We start from the raw sequence: 17,531 nt of genomic DNA, 5'->3' as shown, positions 1-17,531 counted from the left end.
ATACTATGCCGTTTAAGCATTCTAATATTGAGTATGGGCTTCCCCATGAGGAGTACCCCAGGGAGCGGATCGGGGGGTGTATAGAGACTCTGAAGGATATACTGGAGTTGGAAAGGGAACCCGTGGGGATTACTTTTCTGTTCACCAGGGAGGAATATGACAAATATCCTGTGGAGGAAACGAAAGCTGCCATGCCCTATTGTGTAATGGTCAAACAAGGGTTTCAGGGGAAAAGCCTGAAGAGCAGGCTGGAACATCACAAGTGTGACGGTGGTACCACTGCCCTGGCTCTGGAGCCAAGTACAGAAAAAATTGAGAGTGGAGAGGAGTATTTTTCTTATAAATTATATTCCTCTGTGGCTGTGGCAAGGCGAATGCGCTCTTCCATAAAAAGCCTCCACCGTATGCCAGTGTCTACATATGGAATTGCAATCGTGCCCCTGAAGGATTGTACCCAGGTGCCAGATATTATAATAATTCTGACAAATGCACTACAGTCTATGCGGCTTATACAAGGATATGAATACCGGACAGGGAGAAAGCCGCAGATCGACATGGGCGCCATGCAGGGAATGTGCTCTGAACTGACTGCCTCTCCTTATCTGACAGGTGAGATGAATGTCAGTGTACTATGCCCCAGTACCAGAATGCTGTGTAAGTGGAGTCCTGAGGATATGGCGGTGGGTATTCCGTTTGAATTGTTCGAGACAATTACAGAGGGAGTTGTAGCAACACAGCCCAATTATTAAGAAAGTATAAAGGGGTCTGTCCCTTTTGCAAAAGGGACAGACCCCTTTATACTTATGAAGTGTCGTTTTTGTGGCAGGCAATTAGACATCGCCGGGCCATATACCATAATCCATGTCCTTCGGATATAAGTTAAAAGATTGGAAATATCCAAATATTATACCAGCTATAGAATGTGTAATTACTGCATGTTCTTTGGCTGGTATATTTTTTGGCTCAGCAGAATCTAACCTCAATATATGGCTGGGCGCTTCAGAGTCCATCCTTCTGGGAGGGCATGGGGGATTTCTGGGCGCAAATAACTGGATAATCCATAAATATGACGCAATATTCTATCCCACTGTCTGTTAGATTATGCTATTTTAGCAATAAAGGGATATGTTTCAGAAAGAGAGGAAGGTTAATGGTAAAGATAGCAGAAATATTGATTAATTATCAGGTGAATCCTATGGGAATTGAAAAATTTGAGCAGGTGGGGTGGAAACTTGTATCAGATCAAATGAATGTGTATCAGAAAGGATTTGAACTTCAGGTTGCAGAAGATACAGACTTCGTTACTCTGGCCTATGAGTGCAGGCAGGAGTGCCATGAGGAGTCTACACATATAGGCGGGGCAGATATTGACAGGGGACTAAAGCCGTCTAAAAGATATTATATCCGTGTGAAAGCAGACACTACGGCAGGAGTGACAGAATGGGAGCAGGCCAGTTTTGTTACGGCTCTTAGAGAAGAGAAGTGGAAAGGGGCGTTTATTACTATTGAAAAGGAATCGGACAGCGGGGAGAGCAGGGGTTCTTATTTGAGACTGGAAATAGAAACCCCAAAGAGGATAAGGGCGGCATATGCCTATACTACGGCTCTGGGTTTGTATCACTTCTATATTAATGGAAATAAGATCGGCGAAGATGAGTTTACCCCAGGCTGGACTTCTTATAATAAACATCTTTTATACCAAGTATATGATGTGACTGCACATCTTAGAGAGGGAAAGAATACACTGGGTGCGATGGTTGGCGCAGGTTGGTATAAGGGGGATATGGGTTTTGTCAGAATGCGCGGCCATTATGGAAAGCAGGCGGCATTCTCCTGCCAGATAGAGGTGGAATATGATGACGGAAGCCATGATACAATCTGTACTGACAGCCGATGGAAAGGTACATATGGCCCCATACTGTTTTCTGAAATTTATGATGGTGAAATATATGATGCCAGGCTTGAGATTAAAGGATGGAATGAAAACGGCTGCCAGGACAAGGATTGGGCCAGTGTGTCGGAAGTGGTGTTTGATACCTCAGTTATGGAGGCACAGAGCGGATGCAGGGTCCGCCAGGTTACAGAAGTACCGGCAAAACAAATATTTGTGACTCCACAGGGAGATACAGTGCTGGATTTTGGGCAGAATATGACAGGGTGGATAACGTTTTCTGTAAAAGGAAAACCTGGAGACAAGGTTGAATTGAATTGTTTTGAGACATTGGATGCCCATGGGAATGTATACTTGGATAATCTACGTTCCGCAAAGCAGACTGTCGTTTATATTTGTGGGAACGAACAAGAAATTACCTTCCATGAAAATTTTTCTTTTCAGGGTTTTCAATATGCAAAGGTGACATCTTATCCAGGAGAACTTAAAAAAGAGAATTTTACGGCCTACGCCGTACATTCAGATATGGCTGCCGCAGGCAGCTTCCAGTGTTCCAACAGAGATATCAATCAGCTTCATCACAATATTCTGTGGGGCATGAAGGGCAATTTTCTGGATGTGCCTACAGACTGTCCCCAGAGAGATGAGCGGCTGGGATGGACGGGGGATGCACAAATATTTTGCCGCACGGCTACGTATCTGATGGATACATATACATTTTATAGAAAATGGCTGGTAGATGTTGCAAAAGATCAGACTCCAGAAGGGGGAGTGCCCCATGTAGTACCAGATATTCTGATAGGAAAGGCCTCTCAGGACAGATTGATGAAAGATGGGGAGCATTCAGCGGCTGCATGGGCAGATGTGGATATCATTATGCCTTGGACCTTGTATTTAATGTATGGGGATAAAACAGTCATCAGGGAACAGTACCAAAGCATGAAGAAGTGGGTACATTTTATGAGAGAGCATTCAAGGGGAAATATTTGGAACTATAAGCTTCAGTTTGGCGACTGGGTGGCACTGGATGCTGAGGAGGGCAGCTACTTTGGCGCAACGCCCAATGATCTTACCTGTACTGCATATTATGCTTATTCTACAGGACTGCTTGCAAAGATGGCAGGAGTAATAGGGGAGCAAAAGGACGCAGAAGAATACTGCAGATTATATGAGGATATCAAAGGAACCTACCAGGATACATTTTTTGAAAATGGAAGGATGAATGTACAGACACAGACAGCACAGATCGTATCTCTATATTTTGATCTTGTGCCGGAAGGATATAAAGAGAATGTAACAGAAGATCTTATAAGGCTGCTGCATAAAGAAAACGGGCATCTTGTGACTGGATTTGTGGGAACCCCATATTTCTGCCATGCCCTAAGCCAGAATGGCCACACAAAAGAGGCGTATGAGTTACTTTTGAAGGAGGATTTCCCCTCCTGGCTGTATCAGGTAAAACAAGGAGCTACAACAGTATGGGAGCATTGGGATGGGAAAAAACCGGATGGGACAATGTGGAGTGCAGACATGAATTCCTTCAACCATTATGCTTATGGCGCTGTGGCGGACTGGCTGTATCGTGTTGCTGCCGGGATTGAGGTAAAAGAGGACGCGCCGGGATTTAAAGAATTTACGGTGACGCCCCATGTTGGCGGCGGCCTTGAGTACGTAAAATGTGGATATGAGAGTGTGTATGGAAGGATATGTTCGCAATGGAAAGTAAAGGATGGCGAGGTGACTCTGAGAGTAGGGATCCCCTGTAATACAAAGGCAGAGATATGTCCCTATGGCGCCCTTAAAATAGTAGACTCAGGAGGCCTTTCTTTTGAAAATACCAAAGATGGATGGAAGGCACAGGCAGGATCGGGAGTCTATGAAATTAGGTACTGTATTTAAGAAGAGTTGGAAGAATCGTCAATGTATTTGACCTGATACTCCATGTGAATGCAGAAAATATGATGATAGTATATTCATATAAGATAAAGTCTAGGAGGAAAAAATATGAAAAAGAAATTACTCTCTGTCCTTTTATGTGTATCTATGGTAGCCGGGGCGGCTGCTGGATGTGGAGCTTCAAAGGACACAGGGGGCGATGGGAAAGAAGGAAGCCTGACAGAACTTACCCTGCTGATTGACACAGATGTGTCTACCGCGGGATTTGAGGCTGTGGTAGATCTTGCCGAGGAAAAGCTTGGAATTACAGTTAAAACTGAGACAAGGCCAGGAGGTTCTGATGGAGATAATATTGTAAAGACCAGGCTGGCATCCGGCGATATGGCAGATCTTTGCCTGTATAATTCAGGAGCACTGTTAAATGCCATAAACCCGGCGGAATATTTCATTGATATTACGGATGAAGAATTTACAGACAGGCTGGATGATGGATACAAGTCTGCAGTATCTGTGGATGGAAAGGTATATGGCATACCTTATCAGTCTTCACAGGCGGAAGGTGTTATGTACAGCAAAACAATGTACCAGGAATATGGCCTTGAGGTGCCTGGGACATGGGATGAGTTTTTATCCAATTGCGATACACTGAAGGAAGCCGGGGAAACCGCCATATTGGGCACATTTGCAGATTCCTGGACCTCACAGGTAGTATTTCTGGGGGATGCCTATAATTTGGAGACAGACAATCCAGACTTTGCAGCCGCCTTTGACAAGGGAGAGGCAAAATGGGAATCCACCAAGGAAGCTTTGAGGAGCTTTGAAAAACTGGAGGAGACCACGCCGTACTATAATGAAGATTATCTTGCCACTACATATGACGATGGATGCGATATCATGGCTAATGGCGAGGCAGGGCACTGGTTTATTCTATCACAGGCGCTGACAAATATTTATGAATTGTATGGGGATCAGGTCAATGACCTTGGATTTTTCCCGGTGCCAAATGACGCAAAGGACATAAATGGAATGACATTGTGGTATCCGGCAGGTTTGTTTGGAAATAAGAATAGTGACAAGACAGAGGCGATCCTTGAATTTATGGAGTTCTATGTGTCTGATGAAGCCCTTGACGCATATTCAGAGGCAGTACTTCCTGACGGCCCATATTGTATCCAGGATTACGAGCTGCCTGAAAATGCATATGAGGCAGTATCCCAGGATATACAGCCTTATGTGGATGCGGGGAATGCACTTCCAGCTTTAGAGTATATTGCACAGGTAAAAGGCTCAGACTGCCCGGCTATTTGCCAGGAACTAGCTTCAGGCCAGACAACGGCGGCAGAAGCGGCACAAAAGTATGACAATGACTGTAAAAAACAGGCGACTCAGTTAGGCCTGGATTGGTAAATAGGGGGCGGCAGATACCCTAAACAGTAAAGAAACAGCCTGCTGGGGGTATCTGCTGTAAAAGTTGGAGAGCGGATATGAATAAGAAAAAAATATATTCAAATTGGTTTGTGGTGCCGGCTATGGTGATTTTTACGGTGTTTTTTCTCCTGCCCATGGTCATATCATTTTTCTTTAGCCTGACAGTCTGGGATTTTAACAGTTTCACTTTCTGTGGGTTTGATAACTTTAAAAGCTATTTTTCAGATGAGTCTTTATACAGCTCTATAACAAATACATTGATTTATGCAGTGCTGACCTGTGGACTGAAGCTGATTCTGGCATTTTTCCTGGCAGTGTTCCTGACAAGTAAAATAAAAACAAAAAATTTACTGCGCTCTGTGGTATTTTTCCCTAACCTGATTAGTACAGTTGCGGTAGGCATAACGTTTTGTGCACTGATGCATCCAAGTAAAGGATTGTTTAACCAGGTGATAGAGTTTTTTGGAGGACAGGGCGCCGACTGGCTTGGCAATACAAGCACGGCACTATATGCTGTTATATTTACAGACGTCTGGAAAGGCGTGGGAGTAGCGACGGTTATTTTTATTGCAGGGATGCAGTCTATTGACAAGACATATTATGAAGCGGCGGAAATAGACGGCGCCAATGGATGGCAGCGGTTAAAAAATATTACTGTGCCTTTGAGCAGGCCGGCAATGAACTCGGTCATTATCCTTGCATTTATCAGCGGGATGCGGACATTTGACTTGATTTGGGCGATGACAGGCGGGGGGCCTGGGTTTGCAACGGAAGTGATGGCTTCTACGGTGTATAAGCAGTATGCGGCAGGATATTATGGCCTTTCCACTGCAGGGAATGTGATCATGTTTATTGTTATCGCAGTACTTGCATTTCCACTTCAGAGATTCCTGCTAAGTAAGGAGGTAGACTGACATGAATAAAAGGAAGAGATTGACCTTACTGTGGGACATTATTGGCGTAGCCGCAGCGTTTATAATATTTGTAGTCCCCTTTATTTTTATGTTTGTAAATGCCCTGAAAGAAAGGCGGGAAGCAAATCTTCTGAGTATCTCCTGGCCGTCTCAATTACAGTGGTCAAACTTTGTGGAGGTGTTCAGTGCTAATGATTATCAGATAATAACAGCATTTAAAAATAGCGCTATCCTCGTGGCAGGGTCTGTCCTGGTGCTGGTCACTGTAAGCTCCATGGCAGGTTATGTACTTCAGAGACGCAGAGACAGGGTTATGGGTACCATGAATTCCCTGATTATGGCCGGACTGATGGTGCCGGCGGCCATACTCCCCACCATATGGGTGCTGCAGAACCTGCATATCTACAAGACTCTATTCGGTATGGTTATGGTGGAGGCGGCGCTTCAGATTCCTTTTACGATTATGCTGTACAGAGGATTTATGAGTTCAGTCCCCATAGAACTGGAGGAGGCGGGGTACATGGACGGGTGCACAAAGTGGCAGATATTTACAAAAATTATCTTTCCTCTTTTAAAGCCTGTGACTTCTACGGTAATTATTTTAGATGCTGTGACAATATTTAATGATTTTACGAATCCCCTGTATTTTCTGCCCGGCTCAGAGAATGCGACAGTACAGCTGACCCTTTATAATTTTATGGGGCAGTATTCCAGCTCATATAATCTTTTGTTTGCGGATGTGATCATTATTACGATTCCTATGCTGATTCTATTTATCTTCTTTAATAAGAGAATTGTGGCAGGAATGGTAGCAGGAGCTGTAAAGGGATAATAAAGGTGGCAAAAGACGGTGAAATACAGACGGCAGGGGGCCGTCTTTTTGCTATTTTACAAAGCTTATGGAGTTAAATCTGAAAGAAAATATAGAAAGGGCGGGGGGCATGAAATTCCAGAAGAAAATTATATTCGTATATATGATATTTTCTGTGGTAATTACTGGCGCTTTTGGGTGCATTTATTATAAGCTGAGCGTAGAACAATATAAGAGTAAAGAATATGGGAATCTGCACACGGTATCCAGTGTGAAGCTGCAGCAGATGGAAGACGTGCTGGAAAGCATGGATGCGGCCATTACTTATTTTCTGTCAGATATAGAGATATTGGATTCCCTGAAAGCCTTTGCGGCGCTGGATTCAGAATCTTATGCGGATATATATTTTGACGGGGCGGGGTCTAAGATAAGGATGAAGCTTTCCTCCTATTATTTGATGGATCAATTTTACCGTATCGTGGTATTCAATAAGCAGGGGGGAGTTATCTCAAATACAAACTATACGAACCTTCTGCCGGATCCGGATGCATCCTATGATACCTGGCCCTGGGCTGGGGAGGTAAGTGGAAAAAAGGGCCAGAATGTGATACTTGGACTGCACAGGGACGACTGGGGGAACCAAGTTAAACCCTGGGTAGTCTCTGTAGCCAAAGAGATCCAGGGCATGGATATGGGGTATATCGAGGTACAGCAGAGCAGAGAGAAACTGGATGAAATCTTTGGGGGCGAAGTAGGCGACAGGACGTATATTTTCCTGACAGGGCAAGGGGAGGTACTGTATCAAAGCGACGACAGCCTCGATGTCCCCTGGTACATAGAACGGATGGAAGGAGAGGGGGAGGAGATTGTAAGCTTTAAAGACCAAGGTGGGAAGAAAGTACTGTGCCTGCGCTGCGAGTCTCAGGCGGAGGACATGGTTCTTCTGACAGTTGCCCGGACTGATATCAGCAGAAGCGCCATGGGATCAGCATTTCCGGTGAGCCTTGTGCTCCTTTCAAGTATGCTTTTGTTTTCCCTGGGGTATGTATATGTCACTTCCCGGCATCTGGCCAGGCCCGTACGGCAGCTCCAGAAATACATGGAAAGTACCAGCATGGAGAACCTGGAAGCGGAGATACCCGAGAAAATATCAAATGATGAAATAGAAGTATTATATAAAGCCTACCGCCATGTGCTGGAGAGGCTGCAGGAATCTATGGTAAAAGAAAAAAGGATGTCTATGCTGCAGCTTCAGGCACAGTTTGACCTTCTCCAGGCGCAGGTAAACCCACATTTCATTTATAATGTCCTCAATGTGATATCTGGCCGGGGAATGCTCTCAGATGATGAAGTTATCTGTGATATGTGCGCCCAGCTTGCCTCGATGCTGCGCTACGCCACAAATACTAGGGAGAAATATGCGAAAGTCAGGGATGAAGTACAATATCTGGAGCAGTATTTGGGACTGTTGAAGCACAGATATGATTATAGGCTATGCTATAGTATAAAGATTGATGAGAAAATACTGGACAAGATATTGCCGAAGATTATTCTTCAGCAATTTGCGGAGAACTCTATCGTGCATGGATATGAATGTGGGGAGGACATAATAGAGATTACGCTTACAGGAAAGAAAACAGCCTGCGGCTGGTATCTGCACATACATGACAATGGCGGCGGGATTTCTAAAGAGGCTGTGGACAAGGTAATGAAAGAAATTGAAGAAGTGAAAAGAAGGCTGACGGACAGGAGAACTCATGTGGAATTAGATATAGGAGGCATGGGGTTGGTGAATACATATGCACGGCTGTATCTGCTTTATAATGAAGAATTGATGTTTGAAATACAGCCTGGCAGGGGGGGCGGGACAGAGATCATAGTTGGGGTTACTGAGGAGGAGGAAGGATGTACAGAATATTGATTGTTGATGATGAACCGGCAGGGTTAAACCATGTAAGAATGATTTTGCAGAAAAAATGTCCCCAATATAAAATTATAGGTTCTGCAAATAATGGAAAGGAAGCGCTGGATATGATACGGAGAGACCAGCCTGATGTCCTTATTACAGATATCCGTATGCCGGTAATGAATGGGATTGAGTTTGTAGAACTTGTTAAACAGGAATTTCCTTCTATCCTTGCTGTGATTGTCAGCGGATATTCAGAATTTGAATATGCAAAAAGTGCCTTGAAATTTGGAGTTTGTGATTATCTTTTGAAACCTCTTGTTCCATCAGATATGCAAAAAATTATGGAAAAGCTGGAACATAGGCTAAATACACTCTATTATGAAAAGAGGAACCATATTCTAAGCGTACTGTGCAATGGCGGGAACATCGGGGCGGGTGAAGTTCTCCGGTACTTTGTGCCAGGCAGATATTATGCGGCAGTATTCAGAAGAAGTGGGTTTTTAGGACGTTATCGTAAAGTTGGATCCGGAGTGGAGATTTTCTCTATGGAAGAGGAACAGATTTACATATATGGGCGGGATGAGATGGAGGGACTTTATCTGTTTCCAGAGAATATGCTCTGTGGAGGACAGTTTTATGATTTTGTAATAAAGATCTTTGAAAAAGAAAAGAGAAGTGGAACATATGTAACTGGAATATACAGGGTTTCGCCTTTTACCTTGGATAGTCTTGGAGAGGTGGCAAGATGCCTGTACCGGAGGATGGACGAGACGATTGTAATTGGCGTCAGCAGGATACAGAGTGAAACAGACAAGGCGGTTTTGGGGCGGAATCCAAAAGAACGTATCCGTTCTGAATATATTGAAGAAGTAATCAGGCAGAAAAAGAATGGGCGGCTTTTAGAAGAACTTACAGGATTATTTAGGATATGGGCAGATGAGGAATATAGCCAGATGTATGTGGAGGCAGGGATCCGATATATCTTCCAGATTATAAGAAATGTATATCCTGTGGAGTATGATTTCAGTGAGCTGGAATTTATGTTGGATGACGCCTTTTATTATGCCTCCAATATGGATGAATTAAGGGATGCAGTAATCAGTATCATAAGAAGATGTATTCCAGATCTTGAGACAGAAAAAATTGATGATAAAGAGTCTCTGTTCACATCTATACAGATTTACCTCAAAGCACACATGAAGGAAGCCATGACTTTGGGGGACATCTGCCGGAACTTTGGGGTATCACAGACATCCCTGAGCAGGATGTTCAGGACTTATGGCGGGACTTCTTTCAGTGCATACTTGATGCAGATCAGGATAGAAAGCGCAAAACAGATTATGAGTATGGAACCGGAGATTTATATAAAGGATGTGGCGGAGAGAGTGGGGTATAGTGACCAGTTCTATTTCAGCAGAATATTCCGGTCAGTGACAGGAGTATGCCCAAAGGAATATATGGAACAGGGGGAGGCTCGGCCGCCTTTGGATATGGCTGGCAATAGGGCATAATCTGTGCTATACTAAATCTTGCTAGTAAGAATGACCGGAAACAGGATTTATTTAGGAGAGAGACAATGAAACCTACGGAACAGATTATAGAATTATTTGAAAAGGACCGTTTTGCTACAGACAACGGCGCAGTTATCGACGAGGTAGAGGAGCATTATGCAAAGTGCAGTCTGCGCATTGAGGCAAGACATAAAAATGCCATGGGTGCAGTGATGGGCGGCGTATATTTTACTCTGGCAGATTTTGCATTTGCCGTGGCCTCTAACTGGCAGGAGATCGGAACGGTGTCACTTCAGTCAGATATCGCATACTTAGGGAGCGCTAAAGGGGAGAAGCTGACGGCAGAGGCCGTATGTATAAAAAATGGAAGAAAGACAAGTTATTATAGAGTTGAGGTAAAGGATGAATTAGGGCATCTGGCAGCAGTAGTAAATACCACTGGATATCACAAATAGATATAAAGGGTTAGCCGTCCGATTTGGCGCTGCCACAGGAAAATACAAATGGATTGCAGGATCCGTCCTGGGGTCCGATGATGGAACCTGGGATACACTTATATGAAAACATTTATATGAAATTTGGGCACTTTTTACTTTCTGATAAAATAGTTTTATGTTACAATTAAAATCAAAGTACATTTTTTGTTTCATATTTGACTAGATGGCACAGTTTACTTCCCCCTGTATGGCGGCGGCGGTATTTATTCACCTTTGCCGGCAGGCGGGGAGACGGTCCATTTGGAAAATATGGAGGGTTACTGACGATAGATAACAGAAAGGTAAGAGTGCATATTGAGATTATATCAGACAAGACTATTAGAAAAATTAAGAGAGTCATTAGGAGCCGTCCTACCAATTATTGGAATTGTATTATTGTTGTGTTTTACAATTGCGCCTATCCCGCCCGGTATCCTGATGGCTTTTATTATTGGCGCTGTCCTATTGATTGTAGGGATGATGTTTTTTACTCTTGGGGCGGAGATCGCTATGACCCCTATGGGAGAAAGAATTGGCACAAGAATGACCCAGACAAAAAAGTTGATTGTGGTTATTTTTCTCTGCTTTATTCTTGGCTTTATTATTACTGTTTCGGAGCCGGATCTTCAGGTACTTGCGGAGCAGGTACCTTCAATCCCTAATTATACTTTGATAGTGGCGGTAGCTGCAGGGGTGGGGATTTTCCTTGTGACTGCTGTGGTGAGGATGCTGTTTGGCATACCGCTGTCCCATATGCTGCTTGTTTTGTATCCTCTTGTATTTATTCTGGCATTTTTTGTGCCGGATGACTTTGTATCAGTGGCGTTTGATTCGGGCGGCGTGACTACAGGGCCGATGACAGTCCCATTTATTATGGCCCTCGGTATTGGTTTTTCAGCAGTGCGTAGTGATAAACATGCGGAGAATGACAGCTTTGGCCTGGTTGCCCTTTGTTCCGTTGGGCCTATTCTGGCAGTATTGATTTTAGGCATGATATATAAACCTTCTGGCAGTGTCTATACACAGACAGTTATCCCAGATGCAGATAACTCTGTGGAACTCTGGGGATTGTTTGCATCAGGGATTCCTCATTATATGAAAGAGATGCTGGTATCCCTCTTGCCTATTGTTTTGTTTTTTGCATTGTTTCAGGTGATTTCCTTACATATTAAGCGAAAGACGATTCTGAAAATAGCAGTTGGCATTGTCTACACATATATAGGGTTGTTTTTATTTTTGACAGGAGTAAATATTGGATTCATGCCGGCGGGGAACTATATGGGCCAGATTATAGCAGGGCTTCCTTATCGCTGGATTATTATTCCCATTGGCATGGTGATTGGATATTTTATTGTTAAGGCAGAGCCGGCAGTCTATGTCCTGATGGAACAGGTAGAAGAACTGACTTCAGGGGCAATATCAGGCAGGGCCATGGGTTACAGCCTGTCTATTGGCGTTGCTGTGTCACTGGGACTGGCTATGATCCGGGTGCTCACAGGCATATCCATTTTCTGGTTTTTGATTCCGGGATATGCTATTGCAATTATTCTATCTTTCTTTGTTCCGAAGATTTTCACGGCTATTGCATTTGACTCTGGAGGCGTTGCTTCCGGCCCCATGACTGCGACTTTCCTTCTGCCGTTTGCCAAAGGGGCCTGTGAGGCCGTAGGCGGGAACATCGTGACAGATGCTTTTGGCGTGGTAGCGATGGTGGCCATGACGCCCTTGATCACTATCCAGATACTGGGGGCAGTTTATCATTATAATGAGCAGAAAGTGGCGAAAGAAGAGGCTGCCAGGGAGACAGTCCCTGTCCAGCCATTGGAAGCATATGGGGATTACGATATTATTGACCTGTAGAGGAGGAGCCTATGAGCAGATTATACATGATGGTTACGATCACAAACCGAAATATGAAGAACCGGTTCCGGGAATTCTATGGGGAACACGAGCATGAAGTTTTTTTCGGGACACTGGCCAGGGGAACTGCAAACAGTGAGGTATTGGACTATTTTGGGTTGGAGGCATCAGAAAAGGTTGTGTTTTTTTCAGTGGTGACAGAGGAGCGCTGGAAAAAATTGAAGCGTGGTATGATCATACGTATGCAGATTGATATCCCGGGGACAGGCATTGCATTTATTGTCCCGCTCAGCAGTATTGGAGGGAAGAAAGTACTGCAGTTTTTGATACAGGGCCGCGACTTTGAGAAGGAGGAGGAGACAACGTTGAAAGAGACAGAATATGAATTGCTGGTGGCCATTGCAAACCAGGGGTGTATTGATACAGTGATGGATGCGGCAAGGAGCGCAAAGGCTGGTGGCGGTACGGTGATTCACGCCAAAGGGACTGGGATGGAGAGCGCCAAAAAGTTCCTGGGTGTTTCTCTTGCTGAGGAAAAGGAAATTATCTTTATTGTGGCCAGGGCCAATGAGAAGAACCAGATTATGAAGGCAATTATGGAGCAGACAGGACTTGACAGTAAAGAGAAGGCCATCGTATTTTCCCTGCCGGTTACAAGCGCCGTGGGCCTCAGGATGCGGGAGGAGGATATTGAGGATTAATCCTGCCTTTGGGGGAAGATCCATCTGTGTCAGAAGATGTATATTCAGGACTGCCTTTTGTATACCTTGATATAGACAGCGAAAACCCGCTAACCATGTGGCTAACGGGTTTCGTTATGTTTATCGTTATCTAAAGGAATGAGAGTAAAGTACTGCACCTGAAACTGAGTTTCAAGGTGCTTTACTTTATGAGGGGGGAGATAGTTGAAATGTTTATCAACTATCTGAGTCTTAGTATAGACGCAAAATGTGTACAAGCCGTGATGATTTTATAAAAGAAAGAGAAAAAATATAAAATTGTTATAAAGTGCCTCTGTAAATGAGGTGAGATTCATGAAGACAGATGAGCCAAAATCCTGTATGCGGAATTTGGCTTTTTTGTATCCCCATATGGAGATAATTTTGCAGAGGTGTTTAAAGTATGCTGAAATCGTTAGTATTAACAGCTCTTTTGTAAATAGTAAGGCAAAATAGGACAAAACATATCAATAGGGGAAAAGAGGGCACGTCATTGGTGTATTGTCCGTTGACTTTCGGATTAACGTACTCTAAAAATAGAAAATACGAAGTAAGTTTCCGGCGGCGTTACGCTGACGGAAACCACTATCGCTAACACAACTTTTTTATACCGGATAAGGAAAATTAGAACCAGACAAGAATAATATAGTTCCAGATAAGGGAAATTCGCCTAATGATATAAAGGGAATGGGCTCAGAACGTACCTTACCCCCACAGACGGGCGATAACACGAAGATCATGCTTTTATATACCGTTATGAAAATGCAGGAGAAGAGACATATTCATCGGGTGGATGGCACGACGGCATTCCAGGCCTGCCAATATTTTATGGAACTTCGCGTCGGAAAAGTATTATCAGAGACAGAAAGTACTAGGATATAAAAAGATTGCAGTAAAACAATCTAATTCATCAAGAAAAGAGCACAGCGAAAACCCGCTAGCCATATGGCTTGCGGGTTTCGTTGTGTTTATAGTTATCTAAAGGAATGAGAGTAAAGTGCTGCACCTGAAACTAAGTTTCAAGGTGCTTTACTTTATGAGGGGGGAGATAGTTGAAATGTTTATCAACTATCTGAGTAATACTATAATAAAAAAATGTGTCTAAAATATGTTGAAATTATTAAGGAAATCATAAATATATAAAAAAGGTATTAACAGTTTAAAGCGTGTTTGGTAAACTACATGCCAGGCGATCCTCGGCATACACTAGATTTTCCAGGAGTGTATAGTTGTTTTTGGCCTCCAGATATCTTATTATAAATATAAAGTAGAACAAAGGGCCGGCGGATATGAAAAGAGACAAAAGACAGAAAAAGGATAATATAATAGAAAAGAGAATGGTTATAAGCTGTGTATTTCTGGTGGGAACAGTGGTTTTGACAGTACTATCAAATGAATGTGACGGCATGGCGGAATGGTATTCAGTCCATGTTTACGCTGTGATTGCCTCTGTGATTGGGCGTATTTCCGGATTATTCCCGTTTTCGCTGGCTGAGTTGTGTTTGTATGTATTCTTAATATTGCTTGCAGGGACTTTAATACATACACTTGGAGAGGCTTTTCTGAGGAAGAAAGGCAAAATGGCAGTACTGCGCTGGGGATCAGGAGTATTTCTGGCAGCATCCGTTTTAATACTGCTTTATGTTACTAATTGTGGTATTAATTATCACAGGGTATCCTTTTCAGAGAAAGCGGGACTGGTACTTAAAGAATATACTGTGGAAGAACTGAAGCAGGCATGCATCTGGCTGACAGAAGAGGTCAATAGAAGAGCAGGAACCGTCAGGCGTGATATTTCGGGAGTGATGCAGCTGGCAAAGCCGGAGGAGGAGGGCGCTGTCAGTGCAATGGAACAGCTTGGGAAGACGTATTCATGTTTGGCAGGCTATTATCCAACACCCAAGGGACTCCTTGTATCAGAGATTCTTTCTTACCAGAGCCTGACAGGAATATACTCACCTTTTACAGTAGAAGCCAATTATAACAAAGATATGGCCTCCTATAATATACCGTTCACTGCCTGCCATGAATTATCCCATTTAAGGGGATTTATGCAGGAGGAAGAGGCGAACTTTATTGCATTTCTGGCTTGTAAGGATTCACCGCGTGAGGATTTCCAGTACAGCGGATATTTGATGGGATGGATATACTGTATGAATACACTCAGGCAGAGCGATTACCAGGAATGGGAGGATGTTAGGCAGGGCCTTAACACGCTTGTAGAAACAGATTTAAAGGAGAATAATCAGTTTTGGGCCTCCTATGAAGGGGCGGTAGCAGAAGTTTCCACAAAAGTCAATGATACATACCTGAAAGCAAACGGACAGAATAACGGCGTACAGAGCTATGATAAAATGGTTGATCTGATAGTGGCTTATTATGGGGAGATGTAGTGAGAATGCAAAGGGGGCAAAGGGGACAGACCCTTTTGCAAAAGGGACAGAGCAAAATGCAAAAGGGACAGACCCCTTTGCAAAACAACAGCAATTATTCATTTTTCTTCTGAAAAGCCTTGCATTTTAAAATGGGTTATGCTATCATAAAAAACGGTCACTACAAATTTGGCGGCCAGGTTTTGTGGTACGTGGCTCCTTGGTCAAGCGGTTAAGACATCGCCCTTTCACGGCGGTAACACGGGTTCGATTCCCGTAGGAGTCATTCATCACCTAGGTGAATCTTTAGAGAGATTTACTGATAGTGGTGATTTATATCGCAGCATATAATTATATGTTGCGTGTTTGTAATAAGGCGCAGTAGCCAAGTGGTAAGGCGTGGGTCTGCAACACCCTGATCACCGGTTCAAATCCGGTCTGTGCCTTTTAAATAATATGATAATTAAGTATGTAAATGCTCCCTATAGGCAGGTATTGAAGATGTACAGAACCTTCTATATAGGGAGCATATTTATATTGTTCTAAAAGAGGTTTACAAGGAACAGGCGGACACTGGCGTGTCAAATGAGGTACAGAGCTCAGGGGATTCATTGGATAACAATAATGAAATAAAACAGGAGTTTAAATAGTTTTGTATATAAGAGATGTGCCGGTCAGTAGGGAGGGAGAGCCATGCATTATGTTAATGCCAAAGGGATTTTGTCAGCAAGAAATGGAATGAATTTATACCGAGGGTGTTCCCATGGCTGTATATATTGTGATTCAAGAAGTAAATGTTACCACATGGAACATGATTTTGAAGATATTGAGGTAAAAGTAAATGCGGTTGAACTGCTGGAGAATACCCTTAGGAGGAAACGTTCAAAATGTATGGTTAGCACAGGCTCAATGACAGACCCCTATATTCCTCTTGAAAATGAAATTGGAAATGTAAGAAAAGCAATGTCATTAATATATCAATATGGTTTTGGGTTTACCTTGATCACAAAGTCAGACAGAGTGCTGCGGGATATAGATTTATTAAAAGCCATAAATGAGAGGGCCAAATGTGTGGTTCAGATGACACTGACTACGTATGATGAGAGCTTGTGTAAAAAGCTGGAGCCAAATGTCAGTACGACCCGGGAGCGCTTTGAAGCATTAAAGGAACTTAACAGCGCCGGAATCCCAACTGTTGTATGGCTTTGCCCGGTTCTTCCATTTATTAATGACACAGAAGAGAATATCAGAGGCATCCTGGAGTACTGTGTTGAGGCAAAAGTCTATGGAGTTATCTGCTTTGGAATGGGCCTTACACTTAGAGAGGGAAGCAGGGAATATTTCTACAGGCAGCTGGACTGGCTTTTTCCTGGAATGAAAGAAAGATATATAAAAGCATATGGTATGCAGTATCAATTAAACAGTCCCATAAACAAAGAACTTATGGGGGTGTATCACGGCATATGTGAAAATGCTGGTATTGTACATGACAATAAAAAAATATTTGAGTACTTGAACGCATTTGAGGAGAGAAATAAAAATATCCAATTGAGCCTGTTTGACTGGCAGCAGTGAATAAAACAGCGGTTGCACCATTGTTTGCCGGCTATTTGGGGGAATAGGCTGGTTGGTTAAAGATGGCGCAGTATGTTAGATGAAATACTCCATCAGGAGTATCCGAGACTGCTTCAAAGTGGACCTGTTGACAAACTAAAGAGAAATGGCTTTCTGTATGGTATACTTA

At 43.3% G+C, this 17,531-nt stretch carries 12 protein-coding genes and 2 tRNA genes; all 14 read left to right on the top strand.

What is annotated here, in order from left to right; all coding sequences use genetic code 11:
* Positions 1 to 5: 5 nt before the first annotated feature.
* The 14 genes from EFA47_RS15690 to EFA47_RS15615 all read left to right on the top strand — a co-directional run bounded on the left by EFA47_RS15690 (position 6) and on the right by EFA47_RS15615 (position 17,362).
* Entirely contained in the window at positions 6 to 749 is a 744-nt protein-coding gene (locus EFA47_RS15690; protein ID WP_122644097.1) for a DUF169 domain-containing protein, read from the top strand.
* Positions 750 to 1,150: 401 nt separating this feature from the next.
* Complete coding sequence (locus EFA47_RS15680) at positions 1,151 to 3,790, top strand: alpha-L-rhamnosidase (RefSeq protein ID WP_122644095.1); 2,640 nt, start codon at positions 1,151 to 1,153, stop codon at positions 3,788 to 3,790.
* Positions 3,791 to 3,895: 105 nt separating this feature from the next.
* Entirely contained in the window at positions 3,896 to 5,194 is a 1,299-nt protein-coding gene (locus EFA47_RS15675; protein WP_122644094.1) for an ABC transporter substrate-binding protein, read from the top strand.
* Positions 5,195 to 5,271: 77 nt separating this feature from the next.
* Entirely contained in the window at positions 5,272 to 6,129 is an 858-nt protein-coding gene (locus EFA47_RS15670; RefSeq protein WP_122644093.1) for a carbohydrate ABC transporter permease, read from the top strand.
* A 1-nt stretch (position 6,130) separates the two neighbouring features.
* Positions 6,131 to 6,961 (top strand): carbohydrate ABC transporter permease, encoded by an 831-nt coding sequence (locus tag EFA47_RS15665; protein ID WP_122644092.1) that lies wholly within the window; start codon positions 6,131 to 6,133, stop codon positions 6,959 to 6,961.
* A 109-nt stretch (positions 6,962 to 7,070) separates the two neighbouring features.
* On the top strand, positions 7,071 to 8,861 hold the full coding sequence (locus EFA47_RS15660; RefSeq protein WP_164690029.1) for a sensor histidine kinase: 1,791 nt from the start codon (positions 7,071 to 7,073) through the stop codon (positions 8,859 to 8,861).
* Positions 8,846 to 10,360 (top strand): response regulator, encoded by a 1,515-nt coding sequence (locus EFA47_RS15655; protein ID WP_122644090.1) that lies wholly within the window; start codon positions 8,846 to 8,848, stop codon positions 10,358 to 10,360. The genes EFA47_RS15660 and EFA47_RS15655 overlap by 16 nt, the downstream gene beginning before the upstream one ends.
* A 65-nt stretch (positions 10,361 to 10,425) precedes the next feature.
* Positions 10,426 to 10,815 carry a PaaI family thioesterase gene (locus tag EFA47_RS15650; protein WP_122644089.1) on the top strand — a complete coding sequence of 130 codons (390 nt, stop codon included), beginning with the start codon at positions 10,426 to 10,428 and terminating at the stop codon, positions 10,813 to 10,815.
* A 336-nt stretch (positions 10,816 to 11,151) separates the two neighbouring features.
* Complete coding sequence (locus EFA47_RS15645) at positions 11,152 to 12,696, top strand: DUF1538 domain-containing protein (RefSeq protein ID WP_122644088.1); 1,545 nt, start codon at positions 11,152 to 11,154, stop codon at positions 12,694 to 12,696.
* An 11-nt stretch (positions 12,697 to 12,707) separates the two neighbouring features.
* The gene (locus EFA47_RS15640) at positions 12,708 to 13,397 is read left to right on the top strand and encodes a P-II family nitrogen regulator (protein WP_122644087.1); all 690 of its coding nucleotides are present in this window, start codon (positions 12,708 to 12,710) and stop codon (positions 13,395 to 13,397) included.
* Positions 13,398 to 14,704: 1,307 nt separating this feature from the next.
* A complete protein-coding gene (locus EFA47_RS15630; RefSeq protein ID WP_122644085.1) occupies positions 14,705 to 15,808 on the top strand; it encodes a DUF3810 domain-containing protein in 1,104 nt (367 codons plus the stop codon).
* Positions 15,809 to 16,001: 193 nt separating this feature from the next.
* Positions 16,002 to 16,073 (top strand) — tRNA-Glu (locus EFA47_RS15625).
* An 89-nt stretch (positions 16,074 to 16,162) separates the two neighbouring features.
* Positions 16,163 to 16,233, top strand: a tRNA-Cys gene (locus EFA47_RS15620).
* A 247-nt stretch (positions 16,234 to 16,480) separates the two neighbouring features.
* A complete protein-coding gene (locus EFA47_RS15615) occupies positions 16,481 to 17,362 on the top strand; it encodes an SPL family radical SAM protein (RefSeq protein WP_122644084.1) in 882 nt (293 codons plus the stop codon).
* Positions 17,363 to 17,531 lie beyond the last annotated feature (169 nt).

Origin of the sequence: Luxibacter massiliensis (genome assembly GCF_900604355.1) — a bacterium.
Classification (GTDB): Bacteria; Bacillota; Clostridia; order Lachnospirales; family Lachnospiraceae; genus Luxibacter; species Luxibacter massiliensis.
This window is presented reverse-complemented; position numbering and strand designations above follow the sequence as displayed.